We start from the raw sequence: 21631 nt of genomic DNA, 5'->3' as shown, positions 1-21631 counted from the left end.
AACCGTGATAGTACACAGAGGAGACATCTATTATGCAGATTTGAGCCCCGTAGTCGGTTCCGAGCAGGGAGGTGTGAGGCCGGTCCTTATCGTGCAGAACGATGTGGGAAATAAATTCAGTCCCACTGTAATAGCGGCAGCGATCACCAGCCAGCGGGATAAGGCAAATCTGCCCACCCATATCGAAGTGGATACCGGATCCTCCGGACTCATGAAAGATTCCGTTGTGCTTTTGGAACAAGTACGCACAATCGACAAGCACCGTCTCAAAGAAAAGATGGGCAAGCTCGATGAGAACTCCATGAACCGGGTGAACGAGGCTCTTTCCATCAGCTTCGGCCTTCCTACATAGGGCCGATAGCAGAAAAAGGCTGAGGCGAAGCGGCGGCAGTTATGTGCTGCACTGCTTTGCCTCAGCTTCTTGTTTTTTCCGCTTCCTGCAGCAGGATGTCCCGGTCGTTTTCGAGAGTTCCCGATAGGACTTTTTCCAACAGGAAGGAGAGCTCCTTCCCCAAAGCGGGACCTGGGTGATATCCGAGAGATAAAAGATCTTTCCCGGTGACGGCTAAATCCCGAAGAGTCAAACAGTCCTGCCGTGAAAGAATTGTCTCTGCAAGCTCCTGACTGTCCCGCAGAGCTGTCAGGTGTTCCTCTAAACGATTTGTGTCTTGTCCTGCAAGGTTTGCACGCATCAGTGAGAAGAGCTCAAAGACCCAGTCTCCGCCGAATTCTCCCAAAAGCTTTTTCAGCCTTTTTTCAGGAAGGGGAAGCGCTTCCCCGTGATACCGGATTAGCGAGCAGACTCTGTCTGAGTCCCGATTCGGAAAGCGCAGGCGTTTCAGGATCATGCCTGCGAGCTGCTCGCTTTCTGAGGCGTCTCCATGAAAATGAGCTGTTCCTTTCTCAGGGGCTCTTTTACAGGCAGGTTTGCCGCAATCATGCAGCAGTGCGGACCAGCGCAGCAGTGGATTTGGCGAAACGGCGCTCAGTACCTGTAGGCTGTGCTCCCATACGCTGCACCGGTGATAAAGCGTTTCATAATTGCAGGAGGCCAAAGGAGCCAGTTCGGGCAGCAGAGAAAACAGAATTTCGGAATTCCGGCGAAGCGTCTCGGCAGCATCTGTTCCGCAAAGTAGCTTTTGCAGTTCGTCCCGTACTCTTTCCCTGGATACGTCTTCCAGAAGTCCTCGGGCGTCCATGGCCGCCTGCAGGGTTTCCGGTTCTATTGCAAATCCCAGCGTAGAGGAAAAGCGCAGGCAGCGCAGAACGCGGAGAGCATCTTCTGAAAAGCGTTTTGCGGGAATCCCTACACAGCGCAGCAGCCCGGTTTCCAGATCGCGCAGCCCGTCGAAAGGGTCCCTCAACCCGCTGTTTTGCCGGTACGCCATAGCGTTAACGGTGAAATCCCTGCGGGAGAGATCCTCTTCCAAGGAGTTGGAAAACTGGACGCTGTCCGGATGGCGGGCATCGGAGTAGACGCCGTCCATCCGAAAGGTGGTGAGCTCCACCGTGTGACCTTCAGAGAGTACCGAGATGGTCCCGTGACGCATCCCTACATCAAAGGTGGGATAATCGGAAAACACTTGTTTGGTTTCGGGCGGCAGGGATGAAACAGCCAGATCCCAGTCTTCAGGAATGCGCCCCAGGAGACTGTCCCGGACACAGCCGCCTACACACCAGGCTTCATAACCTGCATCATTTAATTTTGCCATCAGTTTGTTAACATAATCCGGTATTTCGATTTGTACCTCTATGTGCATCTGTGTGGGCCTCCTCGTTATATGCCTGCACTTTCTGCGGCCTTCCCGGATGCTGTAGTGTATGCAGGACCGCCGGAGATATTTATTTCTTTGGGAAACATACCATGTTTTTTTTCTGGATTCAAGGGGAAAAGGAGAGAAAAGCGGATTTCGTTGACAGATACGTCAAAAAATGATAAGATACAAAACCGAAAGAACTGAAAATATCTCAAGCAATGGAGTGGACGTCATGGCCTTATTCGAGCAGTGGCAAAAATATGCAGAAGAAAAGCAGAGCGGCCCGGACGGCGTGAAATTTTGGGAAACCTATTTCAGCACCGAAACCGACATTTATAAGAAAATACTGGAAGAGAAACCCGATAAGAACACCGTGAAAGGCTATGCTGAAAAGTTCGGTGTGGATCTGATGACGATGGTGGGCTTTCTGGATGGCATTAATGAAAGCTTGAAAGAAAAGAATCCGTTGGAAGAAATCGAGGAAGACAGTGAGGTCAACTTGGATTACGAGGAGGAGCTCCTCTATAAAAACATGGTGGACGCAAAGGCTGATTGGCTTTATCATCTGCCTCAGTGGGATGCGTTGATCCCGGAGGAACGCAGGAAGGAACTCTATAAAGAGCAGAAGCTTTCCAAAACTGTGGTGAAAGGCCAGAAAATCGGTCGAAATGATCCCTGCCCCTGTGGAAGCGGAAAAAAATATAAAAAATGCTGCGGCCGCGATATGTAAGCAAAGTCCTATATGGGCGGGCGTCAACGGACAAAGGGTCCGGTTTACGCTATGCTTTCTGTGATTAAACGGTCTGAAAAATGCAAACAATACCTCCGTAAGAAATAATTGCGGAGGTATTTTCATCATGCAGGGCAAGGTTGAAATCTGCGGCGTCAACACGTCGCGCCTCAAGGTGCTTAAAAGCAGCGAGACCAGAGAGCTGTTGATCAAAAGCCATGAAGGGGATAAAGAGGCGCGGGAAAAACTGATTTCCGGCAATCTGCGTCTGGTACTGAGCGTAATTCAGCGTTTTAATAACAGGGGAGAAAATCCCGACGATCTGTTTCAGGTTGGCTGCATCGGCCTGATGAAGGCTATCGACCACTTTGACGTCAATCAGGGCGTGCAGTTTTCTACCTATGGGGTACCGATGATTATCGGCGAAGTACGACGTTTTCTGCGGGACAACAATTCCGTACGAGTCAGCCGTTCTATGCGGGATACCGCCTACAAGGCAATTCAGTGCAAGGAAAAGCTGACTGCAGAAAACGGGAAGGAACCTACAGTAGAAGAAATTTCCCGGGAGCTGGATATGAAGCGGGAAGATGTAGTCGTTGCGCTGGAAGCCATTGTTGAACCGGTTTCCCTCTATGAGCCGGTTTTTTCCGACGGCGGTGATACCATTTATATCATGGATCAGGTCGGAGATGGAAACGATGGAGACTGGCTGGAAGAAATCGCCATAAAACAGGCGATCCGTAATTTGGGAGAGCGGGAAAAGAAAATCCTCTCAATGCGGTTCCTGGATGGCAAAACGCAGATGGAAGTGGCCAATGAAATTGGGATTTCTCAGGCACAGGTGTCTCGTTTGGAAAAGGGAGCGCTGGGGAAAATCAAAAAAGAAATTCGATAATAATCCGGGGCTGATGTAAAACCAGAGCAAAAAACTCTGTTTTTGTCCATCAGCCCCTTTTCCTGCTTCACTTCAAAGGATGCTTAAAATATCCAAACTACACCTGGCTCATAGGCCCGGGTATCGCCGCTTTTTTGAGCCGTGCAGCCATCCGGCCTGGTAGCGCCAAGTCCGCTTCTCCATTTTGAATAATTAAAAAGAAAAGTGTCGCCGCAACGGGTTTACTCCTTGATTTTGAAAAGCAGTCCGTCTTCCCAGTTCTGTTTGTCCTAATATTTCCTCCTTTGAAATTCAGCGGCAGAAATCATTCAGATAGCGTTCCAGACAAGAGGCAATGATGGCTTTTGCGGCTTCGTGATCCTTTACCTCGCTGATTTCCGTGCTTTTGGCGTCCTCCAACTGTTTATACACAGAGAAAAAGTGCTGCATTTCATCAAAAATATGGGAAGGGAGCTCCTTAATATCACGATAGCCGTTATAGGTGGGGTCGTCAAAAGGAATGGCGATGATCTTTTCATCCTGGCTGCCGCTGTCATCCATGATGATGACGCCGATGGGGTAGCAGCGTACCAGGGACATCGGAATGATGTTTTCTGAACAGAGCACCAGGACGTCCAGCGGATCGCCGTCGTTTGCATAGGTCCGGGGAATAAAGCCGTAGTTTGCCGGATAATGGGTGGAAGTATAAAGCACCCGGTCTAAGCGGAGCAATCCGGTCTCCTTGTCCATTTCATATTTTGCCTTTCCGCCCTTTGTGATCTCTATCACAGCATAGAAATCCTCTTCCCGGATACGTTTTGGGGAAATGTCGTGCCAGATGTTCATCGCGGCACACGCCCTTTCTGTTTCAATGGAGCGGCGTCTTTGACAGAGCAGTCACTTTCGCTTTCCATTTTTTACAATCATAGCATACCCGGGATAAAACCGCAATTGCGGCATACATATGAATCATAGGCTTTCACCGTCGGCCTGCGGAAGGATGACTCCGCGGTGCGGTAAGGTTGGCGGGAAAACCAGGTCCTGATTCTACGATGCTTCAAAAAGATATCCGGATCCGGAAAGGGTGGTGGTCCCAGCGATGAGCTGCAGGATGGGGGAACTGAGAAATAAAGAGGTGATCAATGTCAAAGATGGCACCAGAATCGGCTTTGTGTGCGATGTGGAAATTGACACGCATACGGCCGTGCTGACTGCGGTAGTGGTGTACGGCAGACTGCGTTTGTTTGGCCTTCTGGGCCGTGAGGAGGACTTTGTCATTCCATGGCAGGATATCGTGCTGATCGGAGACGACGCGGTGCTGGTAAATTTTGAAGAGAAGGATGAGAAAGAGAAAAAAGGCTTTTTTACTTCTTTACTGGATAAACTTTGTTTTTAAGAACTGAAAAGAGTGAAAATCAGGAAAATAATGCTTGATTCTGCACCGGCAGCGTGCTATAATATTTCAGCAAAACACACGCCGGACTTTCGGTAAGGTGCCTGTATAGGTTTGCCCCGAAAAGAAAAAAGTGCGGCGGAGGAAAAACCAAGGAGGTTCATTGTAATGGCAGTCGTATCTATGAAACAGCTTTTGGAGGCCGGCGTACATTTTGGCCACCAGACCAGAAGATGGAACCCAAAGATGGCTCCCTATATCTTCACGGAACGTAACGGAATCTATATCATTGATCTGCAGAAGACCGTAAGGAAGCTGGAAGAAGCTTATAATTTTGTGCGCGATCTCTCTACAGAAGGGAAAAGCGTTCTCTTCGTGGGCACAAAGAAGCAGGCTCAGGAGTCGGTCAGGGAAGAGGCCACCCGTGCAGGCGCCTATTATGTAAATGCCCGTTGGCTGGGCGGCATGCTCACCAACTTCTCTACCATCCGTAAGCGGATTCAGCGTCTTGCACAGCTCCGCAAGATGGAGGAGGACGGCACTTTTGAGCTGCTTCCCAAGAAGGAAGTCAGCAAGCTGCAGCTTGAAATTGAAAAATTGGAGAAATTCTTGGGCGGCATCAAGGAGATGAAGGCGTTCCCCGGAGCCCTGTTCATTGTGGATCCCCGCAAAGAGAGGATTGCCGTGGCGGAAGCCAAGAAACTGGGAATTCCGATTGTCGCCATTGTGGATACCAACTGTGATCCGGATGAAATCGATTATGTGATTCCTGGCAACGATGATGCAATCCGTGCGGTCAAGCTGATCGCCGGCGCTATGGCGGATGCTATCATTGAGGGCCGCGAGGGTCAGATGGGCGCAGCTGCCAGAGAAGAAGAGGCTGTTGCGGAAGCCGAAAAGGTTGAAGAAGTGACCGAAGCGTAATCGTTTTGAAGTTTTGACTGAAGGCCCCGTGCGGATGATGATTCGCACGGCGCTTTCCGGTTTACCAGAGAAAGAAGCCAGCAAAAGAAAGGATGACGAAACAATGAACTTTACTGCAAAGGATGTTGCAGCGCTTCGTGAGAAGACCGGCTGCGGAATGATGGATTGTAAAAAGGCGCTTACCGAGTCCAATGGCGATATGGAAAAGGCAATTGATTTTCTGCGGGAGAAGGGCTTGGCTGCTTCTGTGAAGAAAGCTGGGCGTGTTGCCGCAGAAGGCGTGGCTTTTGCTGCTGTCAGTGAATGCGGAAAAATTGCCGTTGTGATTGAAGTGAATGCAGAGACCGACTTCGTGGCCAAGAATGCCGATTTTCAGGCTTTTGTAAAGACCTGTGCTGACACGGTGATTTATGAAAATCCTGCTGATGTGGACGCACTGCTTGCCTGCAAGGCTCATGGCTCCGAGCTGACGGTAGATGCGCTTTTGAAGGAAAAGATTCTCACCATCGGCGAGAATATCAAAGTGCGCCGTTTTGCCCGTTATGAGGGCGCGGTTACCTCTTATGTGCACGCCGGCGGCCGTATCGGCGTCATTGTGAAGTTTGATACCAGCGATGAAATCGCTTCTTCTGCAGCATTTCAAACTTATGCCCATAATGTGGCAATGCAGATTGCGGCCCTGAACCCGGAGTATCTGGATGAGAATGCTGTTCCTGCCGATCGTGTTGAGAAGGAAAAGGCTATTCTTACCGAACAGATCGTTGGGGAAGGCAAGCCTGCCAATATTGCTGAGAAAATTGTTGCGGGTCGTCTGAACAAGTTCTTTAAGGAAATCTGCCTGGTGGATCAGGTTTATGTTCAGGACAGCAGCATGACTGTGAAGCAGTACACCGAGTCTGTTGCCAAGGAGTTGGGCGGAGAGATTAAAATCGCGGCGTATACCCGTTTCGAAAAAGGCGAAGGTCTTGAAAAGCGGGATGACTCCAATTACGCTCAAGAAATTGCAGAATTGGTGAAATAATTTTTTGTTGTTGTCGTGCGGTGAATAATGACCCTATCGTCCGTGTTTTTGGACCTGTTTTTAAGATATCGAACGGGTATCCAAGGTCCAAGAGAGCGGAGAGAAGGCGACAGCAGTCTTAATAAGCAAAGAAATTAAAGAACCAGAAGATACGAATTGTATCTTCTGGTTCTTTTTTTGTTTTTAAAATAGACGATTACATAGACTCTTTCAATAACGGCAATTATTCCGAGCTTTTTAATGTAAAAAACTTCATTTTTTTGAGTATATGCATCAAAATTCAAAATAAAGGAAACAAAAATTAAAAAATTATAATTAATCCTTGAATTTGCAATTGAAAACACAAATAGGTCTGAAGTGGCTTGTCAGCAAGGTGATTTTAACCATGGCAGTTTGTCGGGGATGGTGAGGTAAGTGCCAGGTGCCATTAGGTCGCTGGGGTGTGCGGTTATAGAGAGGGGCTGAAAAAGCGGTATTGCGCTGTGGACTTCAGGCGATCAAATCTTACGGAAGTTTGACAACGAAGAGGATACGTTGTAAGATGTGATATAAGAAAAATGAATCCAAAATTAGGGCGGACGGCCTTTATGCAGAGGTGTGAAACGATGCTTTCACAGAAAAAAATACTTGTAGTTGAAGATAATGCAATTAACCGGGAAATGCTCAGAGCAATCCTGTCAGCGGAATATGAAGTTCTGGAGGCCAAGAACGGAAAAGAGGCATTGGAAGTACTGAATGAGTTTGGTGAGAATATATCTCTGATACTGCTGGACATTGTGATGCCGGTAATGGATGGTTATACGTTTTTGTCGGTCGTGAAAGAGAATTCCGCCTATTCAGCAATCCCTGTCATCGTAACAACTCAAAGTGATGGAGAGTCAGACGAGGTGACGGCGTTATCCCATGGGGCTGCTGATTTTGTTGCAAAGCCATATAAGCCCCAAATTATTCTGCATCGTGTGGCCAGCATTATCAATCTGCGGGAAACTGCCGCGATGATTAATCTGATTCAGTATGACCGTCTGACAGGGTTATACAGTAAAGAGTTTTTTTATCAGCGCGTTAAAGAAATCCTGATCCGGAATCCGGATCGGGAATATGACATTGTTTGCTCGGATATTGAAAATTTTAAGTTGGTAAACGATGCGTTTGGAATACCTGCTGGGGACCGTCTGCTGTGTGATGTCGCTGCGCTGTACAAAGACAGGGTGGGCAACAGAGGAATCTGCGGGCGTTTTAACGCGGATCAGTTTGCTTGTCTTCTGGAGCACCGCTGGACATATACCAATGATCTGTTCCTTGAAGCGCTGAATCAAATCAATGAACTGACCAATGCTAGGAACGTCGTGATGAAATGGGGCATTTATAGAGTGAAAGGCCGGTCTGCATCTGTAGAACAGATGTGTGACCGTGCGTTGCTTGCGGCTCAAAGCATTAAAGGCCAATATGGTAAGTATTTTGCAGAATATAACGATGAGCTGAGAAATAAACTGCTTCGGGAACAGGCGATTACAGACGAGATGGAACAGGCGCTGGAACAGGGTCAATTTGAAATTTACCTTCAGCCCAAATATCGTATTAAGGATGACAGCCTGGCGGGAGCGGAAGCTTTGGTGCGCTGGAATCATCCTAAGTGGGGGATTCAGTCCCCGGCGGAATTTATTCCTCTATTTGAGAAGAACGGCTTTATTACGAAGCTGGATCAATATGTTTGGGACAAAACCTGCAGGGTGCTGCATGAGTGGGAAGACAAAGGCTATCCTGAGCTTTCCGTGTCTGTAAACGTATCCCGTGCCGATATTTATCATGCCGATCTGGTTGGGATTTTAGTACATACAGTAAAGAAATATGGCTTGCCGCCCTCACGCCTTCACTTGGAAATTACGGAAAGCGCTTATACGGAAAATCCTAAGCAGATTATTGATACAGTGAACAATTTGAGGGAACAGGGCTTTGTAATTGAGATGGATGACTTTGGAAGCGGTTATTCCTCTTTGAATATGCTGAATGATATGCCCATCGATGTTTTGAAGCTGGATATGAAATTTATCCAGAATGAAACAGCAAAGCCGGTCAACCAGGGAATTCTGCGTTTTATTATGGGACTTGCCAGGTGGATGAATTTAAGCGTTGTAGCGGAAGGTGTGGAGACCGGAGAACAATTGGAGCGACTGCGGGAGATTGGCTGTGATTTTGTTCAGGGATATTTTTTTGCAAAACCTATGCCCTGTGCAGAATTTGAAAGCCTTATGGTACCGCAGGGCGGCTTGGCGCGGCAATCTGTTTCTGAGATGGGGCGGGAAAAACAGGTTCTTTTGGTTGCTGATGAAAATGAAGAATATCGAGAGAGGGTGAGAAAAACCTTTGAGGCTCGATATGAGGTGATAGAATGCAGCGACGGTGCAGAAGCGTTGGAGAAAGTTGCCGAATGCAACAGGCAGGTGACGGCAGTGATATTGAGTTTGGAGTTATCAGATGGATTTTCTGCATTGGAAGCCCTGCGGATTGAAAACTGCGTGTGGAATATCCCGGTGATAGGAACTGGGGCGGCAGATCCGGAAGTAGAAGAAATGGCGCTTGAGCAGGGTGCGGCCGATTATGCAGCAAAGCCGCATACGATGAAAAGCCTATGGAAAAGAGTGATTCGTGTCACGGGATTTGATTGCTGGATCGGAGAAGAGGAGACTCTGCTAGAAAATGAAGTGTACCGCGACCATTTGACATCTTTGTTAAATCGCTGTGGATTAGAAATGGCGGTAAAAGAACTGAAAAAAGAGGATACACCCCTGGCTTTCTGTCTGTTCTATGTGGGAAATCTAAAGTGGGTCAATGGGGAATCTGACTGTCATAGCAAGAATTTGTTGTTGAAACGGATTGGAGAGGTGTTGAGAAGGCATACGCGTAAAGCCGACATGGTTTCACGTTTTGGAGAAGACGAATTTGTGGTGATTATGAGGCAATTGGGATCAGAAGAAACGGCAGTAAAAAAGGGCGAAGAAATCTGTAGGAAAATCGAACTGTGTGCGGGCGGTGTCTCTGGAAAATGTATCTGCGGCACGGAGATATGGGATGTGGACGAACCCATGTCAGAAGTGGTAGAGCGGGCCTATCTGGCGCTGTACCGGGCGAAATCAAAGAACGCGGGCGGCTGAAGCGCTGGAAAGGATTGAAAGGAATGACGGTTCAGAAAACGACGGCTATTGAAGTGGTGAAGGCTTTTTGTCAAAGCTGGTTTGAGCAGTGTGACGCGGAAAAGGCAATATCGTTTTTGGCGGAGGATGTTGGATTTATCGGTACTGGAATTGATGAAATTGCCCAGGGGAAGAAAGAAATGGCCGAGTATATCCAGCGGGATATTCGAGAAATAACAGAGCCGTTTCATTCTGAACTTCAGGTGCTCCGGGAACAGCAGATTGCTGAGCAGACGGTCAGCCTTTCGGCAGAATTGTTTTTGAAAACGTCGCTCTATTCTTGGCGCCTAAGGGGATTTTTTACACTTTCCCGGATGGAGAACGGCGAGTTCATAATCAGAAATCTTCATTTTGCGGAGCCGGGGCGCAGCCAGAGATGTGAAGAACATTATCCTCAAACACTGGTGATGGAAAATTTAGCCCGGCAGCGTCAGGAACTGCTCAATGAGTCGCTGGCTGGCGGTATGATGGGAGGATACCTTGAGGAGGGTTTTCCTTTCTATTTTATCAACCGACAGATGCTGGACTATCTGGGTTATGAAACAGAAGCGGAGTTTGTTACCGATATTGAGGGAATGATTTCCAACTGTATGCATCCGCAGGACCGGGAAATAGTGGATCAGTCGGTGGCGTTTCAGCTGGATAAAAATGGAATGTATGTGGTTGAATACCGGATGAAGAAACAGGATGGCTCTTATATCTGGATACATGATTTAGGCCGGAAAATTGTGGCAGAGAATGGAAAGCCTGCCATTGCATCTGTCTGTATTGACATCACAGCTCAGAGACAGGCCCAAGAGGAAGTGTTGCATCTGTACAACAACATTCCGGGCGCAGTGTTTCGCTGCCGCTTTGACGCGGATTTCTCTGTGATTGACGCCAACGACGGATTGTTCGAGTTTCTTGGATACAGCCGTGCGGAGTTTGCGAAGATGGGTAACTGCATGTCAGCTGTCATTTATCCGGAAGATCTGTCTGTGATGACTGCAAAGTTGAAAAGCCAGCTGCGCAGCGGAAATACCATTCACAATGAGAATCGTTTGATTTGCAAAAATGGAGCGGTAAAATGGATTTCCATCAAAGCCCAGCTCTTAACGGAAGGAGATGGAGAGGAATATTTTTACTGTGTTTTTGTGGACATTACGGAAGAAAAACAGCTTCAGGAAAAAATAAGCGAACTTTATAGAAAGGAATTGGCCTATTTTGCCGAGCTTTTCTCTGCGGAAGGCAGCATACAGGGAAGTATCAACGTTACGCAAAACCGGATGGAAAGCTATGTCTCGAGCGTGGATACGGCAGTTGCTGAGGTAGGGGATTCTTATGATGCTACGATTGAGAACCTGGCCGCCTCTGCTGTAGATACGGACTATGGCGGGAAAATCCTCCGTATGCTGAACCGGGATAAGGTATTGGCAGATTATGAAGACGGAAAAGTGGATTACCACTTGGACTTCCTGCGCAGATGCAACAGCGGTACTTTCTGGGCCAGCACTTATCTCCGGTCTTTTCGGAATCCGGAGTCAGGAGAAATCATAATTAATTTTTATACTCTGGACGTCACGGAGCAGAAGCTTCGCGAACAGCTTTTGAACAGGATTGTCGAGTTGGATTACGAGAGCATCACGGAAATCGATGTGCGCAAAGATACGCACCATTCTATGACAATCAGTGGGCATCACAGCGCTGGATCGATTCCAACGCAGGGAGGATTTCAAAAAGAGGCGCAAATGTTTGCCGAACGGTATATGGATGAAACAGCTGGACGCGAATACCTGAAGAACCTGGATTACGAATATATGGAAAAGCGTCTGGCCGAGGAAAATGCCTATACGTTTTTGGTGGAAATGCGGGAAGGGGAGCATGAGGTACGGGTAAAACGCCTCGAAGTATTTTACATTAGTAAGGAATTGAGCAGGGTATGTATCGCACGTACAGACGTCACAGATGTGGTACGTCAGGAACAAAGGCAAAAGGAGGAACTGGCCGCCGCACTGGTGGCAGCAGAACAGGCAAATGCGGCAAAATCGGATTTCCTGTCCCGTATGAGCCATGAAATCCGGACGCCGATGAACGCGATTATCGGCATGAGCACAATCGCTGCGCAGTCCATCGGCGATGAAGAGCAAGTGGCAGATTGCATTTCCAAAATCGGAATCTCTTCCCGGTTTTTACTTTCCTTGATCAACGATATTTTGGATATGAGCCGGATTGAAAGTGGGAAAATGCTTTTAAAAGGCGAAAAGATCCCGACAGAAGAGTTTCTAAACGGCATTAACTCTATCTGCTATACACAGGCAGCTGCAAAGAATGTGGACTATGAATGTATTGTAGACCCAATACTGGACGATTATTATATCGGCGATGCAATGAAGCTGCAGCAGGTTTTAATCAATATTCTGAGCAATGCCATCAAGTTCACAAGAGAAGGGGGAAAAGTTACTTTCTCTGCATCACAGCGTAAACGTACCAAAAACGATGCCGTGCTTCGTTTCATTATTAACGATACGGGGGTTGGAATGAGCGAGGAGTTTCTGCCCCATATCTTTGAACCGTTTTCGCAGGAATCGGCTGGAACCACTACCCAATATGGCGGAACCGGACTTGGGCTGGCAATCTCGAAAAACATTGTGGATATGATGGATGGAAAGATTACCGTACGTTCCATTAAAGGGCTGGGCAGTGAATTTACTGTGGATGTTAAGCTTGGGATTACGGAAGAGGAAAAACTCAGGCATAATCAGAAAAGAAACCATTTGAATTTTTCCCATTTGAAAACCTTAGTGGTAGACGATGATGTGGCTGTCTGTGAAAGCGCGGTTGTCACATTGTGTGAAATGGGAATAAAAGCAGAGTGGGTAGACAGCGGGCGGAAAGCCATTGAACAGGTGAGAGCTTTTTGGAATCAGGGAAAATACTATGATATGATTCTGATTGACTGGAAAATGCCGGATATGGATGGAATTGAAACCGCAAGGAGAATCCGGGGTATTGTAGGCCCTGAGGTGACAATCATTATCATGACGGCCTATGACTGGACCTTTATCGAACATGAGGCAAAGCTGGCTGGAGTTAACCTGCTGATGAGTAAACCTATGTTCAAATCTTCCTTGATATCTGCGTTCTCGCGGGCGTTGGGTGAGAAAGAAGAACAGAAACAGAAAGCGGAGGAGACGAACTATGATTTCACAGGAAAGAGAATACTGTTGGTAGAGGACAATGCCATAAATACGGAAGTGGCTGTGATGCTTCTGGAAAACAAAGGATTCAAGGTAGAGACGGCCGATAATGGGCTTCGGGCTCTGGAAATGTACAGTAAGTCGGAAAAAGGGTATTATGACGCCATTTTGATGGATATACGGATGCCCTTGATGGACGGTTTGACTGCCGCTTCCAATATCCGTCATCTCAGCAATGCCGATGCAAAGTCGATTCCTATTATTGCAATGACAGCCAATGCTTTTGACGACGATATTGAGAAAAGCAAAGCTGCAGGAATGAACGCCCATTTAGCAAAGCCCATAGAGCCAGACCGGTTGTATCAGACCCTATACGATTTTATTTCCGGAAAGGAGGTCTGACTATGCAAAATTTCAAAGAATTATTTGAGGCATACGGTGCAGATTATCAGGATACTATGTCGCGTTTTATGGGAAATGAAACGATGTATCTGAAATTTTTGAAGATGCTGTTTCAAGATGATAATTTGCGGAAATTGGGAGAGGCCATCGACTCCGGAAATTTGGAAGCAGCCTTTGATGCGGCACATACCTTAAAGGGAGTAGTGGGGAATATGGGGCTCACCCCTCTTTACAAAGCGGTTTGTGATATTGTGCAGCCTCTTCGTGCCAGGGAGGAGCGTGAGGATTACCCGCTGCTGTATCAGGCGATTCAAAAGGAATTTCTGAAGGTGGAGGAGCTCGGAAAAAAATTGAACAGAGGTAATCAAAACCCTGGTTAATAATCTGCTTTCGGCAGAGGAAATGGGGTACGGCGCCGGATCATGTACCTTTGGCGGTCTATGCTGCTGCAGGTCAACCGGTTGGCGAAGACTTCGCTGTTCAGCGGCAGAGAGGGAGAAGAAATTTCCTATTATCAGGCTGTGGAAGCTAATTAGTTGTGTCCCTTTTGCATTAAAATTCGAACCTGTGGCTGATGGGAAGGAGTCCCATGGACTACACTAACAAGAGCGGCTGCTGCAGGACGGAAAAAAGATGGTTTCGGGGCGCTGCTTTTTGATGGATGTTCAAATGCCGGAGCTGGACGGTTAGGAAGCCGCCAGAGAAAATAGAAGGTTGAACCGGAAAGATGCAAAGCAGGCCCTGATTGTCGCAATGACCGAAAATTCTTTTACAGAGGACATACAGGAATCTTTGGATGCGGAAATGGCTGTTTATATGGTAAAACCCTATTGATATGGAGGAACTGTGAAATAGGATAACTTTGATTCTGCAAAAAAAGAGGATTTGAAAAAAGCAAGGGATGCACGGTTTCTGTAGAGGCATCTCCTGCTTTTTTCATTTAATACAATTTGGCGCATATACTGTATTGTGTATAATCAGAGAGAGGAGGGGAACCCCATAAGCGCACAAGGATATCTGATAACTCATGTTTATACCTCTGACGCAATGATTCCTTTAGAGGATTCCACTGTAACAATTACGCAGAAACAGCTTGACGGGATAGAAGAACTTCTGGCGATCCGAATCACGGATGAGAGCGGAAACACAGAGCGTATTGCAGTACAGACTCCAGATCTGTCCGCAAGTCAGGCGCCAGCGCAGGAAACGCCTTTTTCCACGGTGGATGTGACGGCGGAGCATCCTCTTTACGAAAGGATCGTCGTTGAAAATGTTCAGGTTTTTCCGAACACAGTAACCAGACAGGATCTGCAGATGATCCCGCTGAACGAAATGCCGGAAGCCTGGAACCAAACGGAAATATTTGACGTTCCGCCGCAGAACCTGTAAGGAGGAATACTCATGGCGATTGTAATTCCTTACATACCAGAATTTATTACCGTTCATCTGGGCACTCCTGCCAGCAACGCGCCCAATGTTACGGTATCCTTTGCAGATTATATCAAGAATGTGGCTTCCAGCGAAATATATCCTACCTGGCAGGAAAGTGCTTTGCGGGCAAATATTCTGGCCCAGGTTTCTTTCGCTCTCAATCGGGTATATACAGAGTTTTACAGAAGCCGAGGCAGAAACTTCGATATTACAAATTCCACCGCTTATGATCAGGCTTTTGTCAACGGGCGAAATTTTTTCGACAATGTCAGCCGTTTGGTAGACGAAATTTTTAACGATTATATCAGGCGGCAGGGCTATGTGGAGCCCTTGGCAGCTTCGTTTTGCAACGGTACCACTGTGACCTGCGACGGACTGAGCCAATGGGGAGCAGAAAATTTAGCCCGTCAGGGATACAATTCATTGGAGATTCTCCATGCCTATTATGGAGATGCCATAGAAATTGTCGTGGATGCGCCAATACAAAATATTACAGCTTCCTATCCGGGAACGCCTCTTCGGGAAGGTGATATCAGTCCCAATGTAACGGTAATCCAAACTTCTTTAAATCGCATTGCTCAGAATTATCCTGCAATTCCCAAAATATCGCCGGTAGACGGTGTTTTTGGGGCAAAGACTTCTGCGTCAGTCAGAAAATTTCAATCCGTGTTTGGTCTTGCTGTAGACGGAATTGTGGGGAAAGCCACGTGGTATCAGATTGTCCAGCTGTATGTAGGGATCAGGCGGCTGTCTGAATTGAATTCGGAAGGACAGACTTTTACAGGGATATCCTGGGCCTATCCCGATGCGATCGTGGAAGGAAACAGCGGGAAAAAGGTTTCCCATCTTCAATACATGCTGGCTGTGCTTTCACAGTTTAATCCCGGTATTCCTCCCCTTCAGGTAACTGGATATTTTGATGCGGCAACAAAACAAGCGGTCCAGGCATTTCAAAAGCAGTCTGGAATATCTGAAACCGGAGTGGTTGGAGCTGCTGTCTGGGATGCTATCTATGATGCTTATGCGGGAGTGGCGGAAGCAGTTCTGTCACGGGGCGAGTTGTTTCCGTTTGATCAGGAAGTTGTTCCTGCAGGAACAATTCGAGAGTTGCAACAACAGTTGAATAGTATTGCCGATACTATGCCGGGGCTTCCCCATCTGCAAATTACGGGCAGACTTGGGACAATGACACAGCGGGCAGTGGAAAAATTCCAAAAAATGTGTGGTATTCCGGGTAACGGCAGGTTGAATGACGCTACTAAAAAAGTGCTTGCCGCCGATGTAGAAGTGCTGAAGTTTGAATCAACTTCGAGATTTACTCAGTTTCCAGGCTTTGATCTACGGATGGGAAGTACAGATTTCAGGCGGGGGGTGCAGCAATGATAGGGATTAGGCAGGAGCTGGTGGGGCAGCCGGTCCGCAGTCTGCAGATCATGCTGCGGACGATCGCTCAGTATGACAGCGAAATTGCGGCAGTTATCCCTGATGGCATTTATGCAGACGACACCCGAAAATCCGTGGAATCTTTTCAGAAACGTCACGGCATGCCTGTAACAGGAGTTACGGATATCGATACTTGGTATGCTGTGGCGGACGAATATCGAAGGGCTGTCATCGAGCTTTCTCCTGCAGAACCTGTCAACCCGGTTCTGCAGCCCGGGCAGGTCATACGCGCAGGTGAACGGAATGAACATCTGCACATGATACATGGCATGCTTCGGGCCATCGGCGCCAGGTATGCGTCGCTGCCGGAAGTTGCCTGCAACGATATCCATGATTCAAATTCCGTTGAAGCGATACGCTGGCTCCAGCGGAAGGCCGGGATAGAGGCCAGCGGCGATATCACCCGACTGACATGGAAATATCTTGCACGCCTCTATCGGATTTCGGTAGGAGATGGCACCGGTGAGCGTGCGGGAACCCGTCCTGCAGCGGAATAGATCGCTGCGGCCAGATGCCAAGCCAGGATGAAACCCTGCTTCATTGAAAGAAAACCTCTTCCATTTCACGTTGGAAGAGGTTTTTATCAGTTAAGATAGAATTGAGCAGGAGGCTACAGATAATAGGCGGAACCAGAACGTTTTTGCCTTCTATCGCTGGACAGCATTGAATAAAGAGAGAGATCTACAATTCCCTTATCGGGCCAGCAAAAGCCCTCCCGAATAGTGCCTTCTTTGACAAAACCACAGCGCTCCAGCACTAAAACGGCACGATAGTTGATAGGGAGTACATAGCACTGGATCCGATTCACTTCAATCGTATCAAATAAATATTTTACTGCAGCCCGTAATGCGGCACTGGCATAGCCGAATCCAGTGTGCCGACGGCCCAGCGTGAAATTAACGGTTACTTCATTCACTTCTGTATCAAATCCGGTTATCTCAAATATCCCCAGCAATTGATTGAGACTGTCGTTGGAAAAAATTCCTAAAACAATCATTTGTCTGTCGCGAAAGAGAGTGCCGATTTGCCGCAGCTTGACAGCAGCTTCTTCCCTGGATCTGAGCGCCGCTGTGGGGCTGAAACGGTAGTTTTCGTCATCTCCCATAATCTCCCAGAGAGAATCCAGGTTGAGGTCGGTAATCTGTGTGAGAGTAACCTTTTCGCAGCTGATAAAAGGGAAGCTTGAAAACAGCAGTTTGGTTTTCATGAAAACTCCTTTCTGCCCCGATTATAAGTACTGTCAGACAATTTCCAGCAGTTCTGAAATGGAAGATATCTGAGGCGCTTCCGGCACTTGGCCAAATCCATAAGCTGCATGTATAAATGGCAGTCCGGCACGTTCGGCGGAATCATAGTCCAGTTCGGTATCACCTACATATACAGGATTTTGAAACTCATTTCGTTCAACCACCAAGCGGATGTTTTCCCATTTCTGAAGCCCGGTACGCCCAATGCATTCCCAATCCAAAAAGTACTTTCGCATCGAATGGGCGTCTAAAAAAGTTTCAATATACCCGTTATTACAATTGCTCACAATACAGAGGGGGTGGCGTGCGGAAAGTTTTTCCAATGTGTGTTCCAATCCCGGATACAATGTACCGCCATGTTCTCTGAGATAAACCATTTCGACTTCGCAGCAGTGTTGGAAAAGTTCCTGCCCACGTTCGTAGGACAGATATGGAAACAACTGGGCCATCAATTTTTCAGAAGTCATGCCCATCACTTTTTCCAATTCCTCCGTACTGGGGGCACGTTCAATATCGGGTTGGTCTTTTAAAGCAATAGCCCAGGAAACAGCAATTGGTTCTGTGGCGTTCCAAAGGGTGCCGTCTAAATCGAATAGGATGCCGTCATATTTCATAGATGAATTCCTTTCTGCGTTTTCTATCTTTAAAGCCGGTACCGGATTTGAAGAGTAGAAAACTCTATAAATAACATTATAAAGGATTCAAGCGCTATTTTCAATCATCAACTCTTCTATGGGCAGCATCAAATAAGAAAGGCGTGCAGTGAATTTTCATTCCCTTGCACGCCTTATTCAAAGAGAATCGCGGGTTACAGCCTAATGGCAGTCCCCAGAGAGGACAGAAGGTTTTTGGAGAGCTGCTCAAGCTCTTCGAGTGTTTTTGCAGATGGGGCAGACCGAATCGTTATGACCGGTTCCAAAATTCTCATGCCCTGCAATCCCTCCAGGAAAGCACGCATCTGTTCCCCAACAACAGGAGACCAGGATCCGTTTTCTATTAAGGCGACTGTGCGGTTTTGCAGATTCAATGCTTTCATATCATGCAGGAAATTGAGCATTTCCGGGTATATGCCGTTGTTATAGGTAGGCGCAGCTAAAACCAGGTGGCTGCAGCGGAATACTTCTGCAATCAACGTGGAAACGTGGGTGCTGGATACATCATGAACCGCAATGCTTTTGACTCCGTCCTCCGCCAGTTTGCAGGCCAGCAGATTGACGGCGTTTTCTGTGTTTCCATACATGGAAGCATAGAGCAGAGCAACCGCTTGTTCTTCGGGTTCGTAACGGCTCCAACGGCTGTACTTATTCCAAATATAGTCTATATTTTTACGCCATACTGGGCCGTGCAAAGGACAGATCATTTGGATGTTCAAACAAGAAAGCTTTTCCATGGCACGCTGTACCTGGCTTCCGTATTTGCCTACGATATTCCCATAGTAGCGGCGTGCGTCTGGGAGCCATTCCCGATCAAAATCCATTTCATCCTGAAATAGCGCGCCGTTCAGCGCACCGAAACTTCCAAAAGCGTCGGCGGAAAAGAGGAGGCTTTCTTTTTCTTCATAGGTAACCATTACCTCCGGCCAATGCACCATCGGTGCAAAGGCAAATCGCAGCGTGTGACTTCCCAGAGAGAGAAAATCGTTTTCCCGAACGGGGATTGTGCGGCCTGTCAATTCCAAATGATAAAATTGGTGTAATAATTCAAATGTTTTTCTATTTCCAACAAGCTTCAGGTTGGGATAATAAAGTAATAACTGAGCGATGCTTGCACAATGATCCGGTTCCATATGGTTGATCACCAGATAATCCAGTGGCCGGTTATTGAGTACAAATTGAATATTTTCAAGGAACTGCAGGGTGATGGAGGAATCTACGGTGTCGATCAGGGCGGTCTTTTCGTCCAAAATGAGATAAGAGTTGTAGGTTATGCCGCGGGGGATGGGAAACAGGTTCTCGAACAAAGCCAGCCGGCGGTCTGTTCCACCTACCCAGCTCACGAAATCGGTTAAAGTGCGGGTACAGTACATCCGTTTATGCTCCCTTCAGGAATAAAGTCGTGATGACTTGAAATGCTGCGGTATCATTTACAGAATGCATTGCAGCAAGTCTTTATTCAGCTTTATTTTGAGAAGCGAAGCGCAGAATATGACAACAGAACGAAAATTTATTGTTTGTGAGTATATTGCAGTTTGCCAAAAAAGGCGATATTTCATCAAAGAAAATACCGCCTTTCGGTGCTTTTTATGACATTACAGTGAGTCAACTGTAAAAAAGTACCCATGACAAGATAAAATAGTATGAAAATGTAAGGGTACTCATTATCTGTATGAAAAAGATTATGACTGAAGGAGAAACCGACAACCACAGGAAAAATTATTTATTTGTATCAAACAGGAAGTCGAAAGGCGTTTGCTGGTAAACGTAATAATTTAACCAGTTGGCAACCAGCAAATGCGCGTTGCTCCGCCAGGTGAAGGGAGGGGTCCTGCTGTCGTCGTCTTCCGGGAAATAGTGATAAGGAACCTTGGGATTCAGTCCTTTATTGACGTCGCGGAAATATTCTTTTGCCAGCGTTTCACGGTCATATTCCGCATGGCCGGTTACAAAGATTCTCCGGCCGCTCCGTTCTGCTACAATATGAAGGCCTGCCAAATCAGAAATAGCTAAGGGAATAAGATCGGAATGCTTCTTGATATCTTCCATACGTACTTCCGTGTAACGTGAGTGGGGGGCGAAGTAATTATCGTCAAATCCCCGCATCAAGGGATGATAGGGGTTTAAAACTTTATGATTGAATATGCCGCTTAACTTTTCGGATAGAGGGTATTTAGGAATATCATAATGATAATATAGGCCGGCTTGCGCCCCCCAGCAAATATGGAGGACTGAATAGACATTTGTTGTGCTCCATTCCATAATATCGCACATTTCCTCCCAATAGTCTACCTCTTCAAAGGGAAGCTGCTCAACGGGGGCACCTGTAATGATCATTCCGTCAAACCGGTCAGTCTTAATTTCATCAAAGGTTTTATAAAAGGTGTTAAGATGGGTAGAACTGGTATTTCTGCTGATGTGAGTGGCGGGATGAAGCAGTTCCACATCGACTTGTAAGGGCGTGTTCCCGAGAAGCCGCAAAAGTTGGGTCTCAGTTTCGATTTTGGTCGGCATCAAATTGAGTATGGCAATTTTCAACGGCCTGATATCCTGAACAGCAGCCCGCTCATGTGTCATCACAAAAATGTTTTCACTTTCCAGAACTTCGATTGCAGGAAGATCTGCCTGAATGCGTATAGGCACAAAACCACGACCTTTACTGGGATACAAAAAAAAGCCAGAATATTCCAAATAATTTAAAATAGTCTTGCATTTTCTCCGTATCCTATGGTATAGTAATAACACCCCCCTAAAAAGGAAGAAAGGGGGTATGACTATTATATCATATTTCTCCCTTCTCTGTACAGAGCCGTTGAAGGTTGGGTTACAGGAAATTCGTCCATTAAGAGACAGTTTAAAACTTTTTTGAAAAATTTGAAAAAAGTAGTTGACAAAAGGATAAGGATTTGATATTATAGTCAAGCGCTCGAGAGAGAGGGCGGAAGCGGAAGGGAGCTCGAGAGAGCTTGAAGCCGCATAGAAGCTGGATTTCGAGAGAGCAGAGGACCTTGAAAATTAAACAACGAGAAGAAAGATAGGACCCGTAATTCCTTGAGGGAACTCGAGGGAGAACAAAGGAAACAGAACCTAAAATCTGTGACAGACGTCAGAGACGTCAAATGAGCTACAAAAGCTCTAAAGATGATTTGAGACCCGAGAGGGTTTTAGATACCATATTTTAGAGAGTTTGATCCTGGCTCAGGACGAACGCTGGCGGCGTGCCTAACACATGCAAGTCGAACGGAGATAGACGCTGAAAGGGAGACAGCTTGCTGTAAGAATTTCTTGTTTATCTTAGTGGCGGACGGGTGAGTAACGCGTGAGTAACCTGCCTTTCAGAGGGGGATAACGTCTGGAAACGGACGCTAATACCGCATGAGACCACAGCT

18 protein-coding genes and 1 rRNA gene (1 of these 19 running past the window's edge) are annotated in these 21631 nt (G+C 47.0%); 13 read left to right on the top strand and 6 right to left on the bottom strand.

The annotated features are described in order from the left end of the window. The first annotated feature begins 4 nt into the window (after window positions 1–4). The gene (locus tag BN3911_RS05270) at window positions 5–352 is read left to right on the top strand and encodes a type II toxin-antitoxin system PemK/MazF family toxin (RefSeq protein ID WP_066864173.1); all 348 of its coding nucleotides are present in this window, start codon (window positions 5–7) and stop codon (window positions 350–352) included. Between the two features lie 61 nt (window positions 353–413). On the opposite strand, the gene BN3911_RS05265 is transcribed toward BN3911_RS05270, so the two are convergent. After that, window positions 414–1760, bottom strand: coding sequence for a CCA tRNA nucleotidyltransferase (locus BN3911_RS05265; protein ID WP_066862383.1), 1347 nt, complete (start codon window positions 1758–1760; stop codon window positions 414–416). A 229-nt stretch (window positions 1761–1989) separates the two neighbouring features. On the opposite strand from BN3911_RS05265, the gene BN3911_RS05260 reads away from it, so the two are divergent. Then, the gene (locus BN3911_RS05260) at window positions 1990–2487 is read left to right on the top strand and encodes an SEC-C metal-binding domain-containing protein (protein WP_066864170.1); all 498 of its coding nucleotides are present in this window, start codon (window positions 1990–1992) and stop codon (window positions 2485–2487) included. Between the two features lie 124 nt (window positions 2488–2611). Beyond that, window positions 2612–3382 (top strand): RNA polymerase sporulation sigma factor SigG, encoded by a 771-nt coding sequence (sigG, locus tag BN3911_RS05255; RefSeq protein WP_147578528.1) that lies wholly within the window; start codon window positions 2612–2614, stop codon window positions 3380–3382. A gap of 291 nt (window positions 3383–3673) precedes the next feature. Here the strand turns inward: sigG and BN3911_RS05250 are convergent, their stop codons facing one another. Next, complete coding sequence (locus BN3911_RS05250; protein WP_066862378.1) at window positions 3674–4207, bottom strand: inorganic diphosphatase; 534 nt, start codon at window positions 4205–4207, stop codon at window positions 3674–3676. A gap of 253 nt (window positions 4208–4460) precedes the next feature. Here BN3911_RS05250 and BN3911_RS05245 point away from each other — a divergent pair, with 253 nt between their 5' ends. The 9 genes from BN3911_RS05245 to BN3911_RS05200 all read left to right on the top strand — a co-directional run bounded on the left by BN3911_RS05245 (window position 4461) and on the right by BN3911_RS05200 (window position 16839). Beyond that, window positions 4461–4757: a YlmC/YmxH family sporulation protein gene (locus tag BN3911_RS05245; protein ID WP_066862376.1), complete on the top strand. Its 297-nt coding sequence runs from the start codon at window positions 4461–4463 to the stop codon at window positions 4755–4757. Between the two features lie 165 nt (window positions 4758–4922). Next, on the top strand, window positions 4923–5678 hold the full coding sequence (gene rpsB, locus BN3911_RS05240) for a 30S ribosomal protein S2 (RefSeq protein ID WP_066862374.1): 756 nt from the start codon (window positions 4923–4925) through the stop codon (window positions 5676–5678). Between the two features lie 103 nt (window positions 5679–5781). Next, window positions 5782–6699: a translation elongation factor Ts gene (gene tsf / locus BN3911_RS05235; protein WP_066864167.1), complete on the top strand. Its 918-nt coding sequence runs from the start codon at window positions 5782–5784 to the stop codon at window positions 6697–6699. 605 nt (window positions 6700–7304) lie between these two features. Next, window positions 7305–9851 carry an EAL domain-containing protein gene (locus BN3911_RS05225; RefSeq protein ID WP_066862369.1) on the top strand — a complete coding sequence of 849 codons (2547 nt, stop codon included), beginning with the start codon at window positions 7305–7307 and terminating at the stop codon, window positions 9849–9851. A 23-nt stretch (window positions 9852–9874) separates the two neighbouring features. Continuing rightward, window positions 9875–13468, top strand: coding sequence for a response regulator (locus BN3911_RS05220; RefSeq protein WP_066862367.1), 3594 nt, complete (start codon window positions 9875–9877; stop codon window positions 13466–13468). Between the two features lie 2 nt (window positions 13469–13470). Next, window positions 13471–13848 (top strand): Hpt domain-containing protein, encoded by a 378-nt coding sequence (locus BN3911_RS05215; protein WP_066862364.1) that lies wholly within the window; start codon window positions 13471–13473, stop codon window positions 13846–13848. A gap of 589 nt (window positions 13849–14437) precedes the next feature. Then, window positions 14438–14857, top strand: a complete 420-nt coding sequence (locus BN3911_RS05210) for a spore cortex-lytic protein (RefSeq protein ID WP_187127686.1) — start codon at window positions 14438–14440, stop codon at window positions 14855–14857. Window positions 14858–14869: 12 nt separating this feature from the next. Then, the gene (locus BN3911_RS05205) at window positions 14870–16282 is read left to right on the top strand and encodes a peptidoglycan-binding protein (RefSeq protein ID WP_066862362.1); all 1413 of its coding nucleotides are present in this window, start codon (window positions 14870–14872) and stop codon (window positions 16280–16282) included. Next, window positions 16279–16839: a peptidoglycan-binding domain-containing protein gene (locus BN3911_RS05200; protein WP_066862360.1), complete on the top strand. Its 561-nt coding sequence runs from the start codon at window positions 16279–16281 to the stop codon at window positions 16837–16839. Before BN3911_RS05205 ends, BN3911_RS05200 begins: the two co-directional genes overlap by 4 nt. A gap of 113 nt (window positions 16840–16952) precedes the next feature. Here BN3911_RS05200 and BN3911_RS05195 read toward each other — a convergent pair whose 3' ends face one another. The 4 genes from BN3911_RS05195 to metA all read right to left on the bottom strand — a co-directional run bounded on the left by BN3911_RS05195 (window position 16953) and on the right by metA (window position 20885). Then, a complete protein-coding gene (locus tag BN3911_RS05195; RefSeq protein WP_066862357.1) occupies window positions 16953–17549 on the bottom strand; it encodes a GNAT family N-acetyltransferase in 597 nt (198 codons plus the stop codon). A 33-nt stretch (window positions 17550–17582) separates the two neighbouring features. Then, the gene (locus BN3911_RS05190) at window positions 17583–18203 is read right to left on the bottom strand and encodes an HAD family hydrolase (protein ID WP_066862354.1); all 621 of its coding nucleotides are present in this window, start codon (window positions 18201–18203) and stop codon (window positions 17583–17585) included. A 194-nt stretch (window positions 18204–18397) separates the two neighbouring features. Next, window positions 18398–19615, bottom strand: a complete 1218-nt coding sequence (locus BN3911_RS05185) for an FprA family A-type flavoprotein (protein ID WP_066862352.1) — start codon at window positions 19613–19615, stop codon at window positions 18398–18400. 346 nt (window positions 19616–19961) lie between these two features. Then, the gene (metA, locus tag BN3911_RS05180) at window positions 19962–20885 is read right to left on the bottom strand and encodes a homoserine O-acetyltransferase MetA (protein ID WP_066862350.1); all 924 of its coding nucleotides are present in this window, start codon (window positions 20883–20885) and stop codon (window positions 19962–19964) included. A 532-nt stretch (window positions 20886–21417) separates the two neighbouring features. Between metA and BN3911_RS05175 the strand changes: the two genes are divergently transcribed. Continuing rightward, a 16S ribosomal RNA gene (locus tag BN3911_RS05175) occupies window positions 21418–21631 on the top strand; it runs 1326 nt beyond the window's last position.

Source organism: Neglectibacter timonensis (genome assembly GCF_900048895.1).
Taxonomy (GTDB): Bacteria; Bacillota; Clostridia; order Oscillospirales; family Acutalibacteraceae; genus Acutalibacter; species Acutalibacter timonensis.
The sequence above is the reverse complement of the archived record's forward strand: the minus strand, read 5'-3'. Positions and strand labels throughout refer to the sequence as shown.

Coding starts and splice junctions, on each gene's coding strand:
- BN3911_RS05200 (WP_066862360.1), top strand. CDS start 16,279: ATGATAGGGATTAGGCAGGAGCTGGTGGGGCAGCCGGTCCGCAGTCTG.
- rpsB (WP_066862374.1), top strand. CDS start 4,923: ATGGCAGTCGTATCTATGAAACAGCTTTTGGAGGCCGGCGTACATTTT.
- tsf (WP_066864167.1), top strand. CDS start 5,782: ATGAACTTTACTGCAAAGGATGTTGCAGCGCTTCGTGAGAAGACCGGC.
- BN3911_RS05225 (WP_066862369.1), top strand. CDS start 7,305: ATGCTTTCACAGAAAAAAATACTTGTAGTTGAAGATAATGCAATTAAC.
- BN3911_RS05195 (WP_066862357.1), bottom strand. CDS start 17,549: ATGAAAACCAAACTGCTGTTTTCAAGCTTCCCTTTTATCAGCTGCGAA.
- BN3911_RS05190 (WP_066862354.1), bottom strand. CDS start 18,203: ATGAAATATGACGGCATCCTATTCGATTTAGACGGCACCCTTTGGAAC.
- BN3911_RS05250 (WP_066862378.1), bottom strand. CDS start 4,207: ATGAACATCTGGCACGACATTTCCCCAAAACGTATCCGGGAAGAGGAT.
- BN3911_RS05265 (WP_066862383.1), bottom strand. CDS start 1,760: ATGCACATAGAGGTACAAATCGAAATACCGGATTATGTTAACAAACTG.
- BN3911_RS05220 (WP_066862367.1), top strand. CDS start 9,875: ATGACGGTTCAGAAAACGACGGCTATTGAAGTGGTGAAGGCTTTTTGT.
- BN3911_RS05205 (WP_066862362.1), top strand. CDS start 14,870: ATGGCGATTGTAATTCCTTACATACCAGAATTTATTACCGTTCATCTG.
- BN3911_RS05245 (WP_066862376.1), top strand. CDS start 4,461: ATGAGCTGCAGGATGGGGGAACTGAGAAATAAAGAGGTGATCAATGTC.
- BN3911_RS05185 (WP_066862352.1), bottom strand. CDS start 19,615: ATGTACTGTACCCGCACTTTAACCGATTTCGTGAGCTGGGTAGGTGGA.
- BN3911_RS05215 (WP_066862364.1), top strand. CDS start 13,471: ATGCAAAATTTCAAAGAATTATTTGAGGCATACGGTGCAGATTATCAG.
- BN3911_RS05260 (WP_066864170.1), top strand. CDS start 1,990: ATGGCCTTATTCGAGCAGTGGCAAAAATATGCAGAAGAAAAGCAGAGC.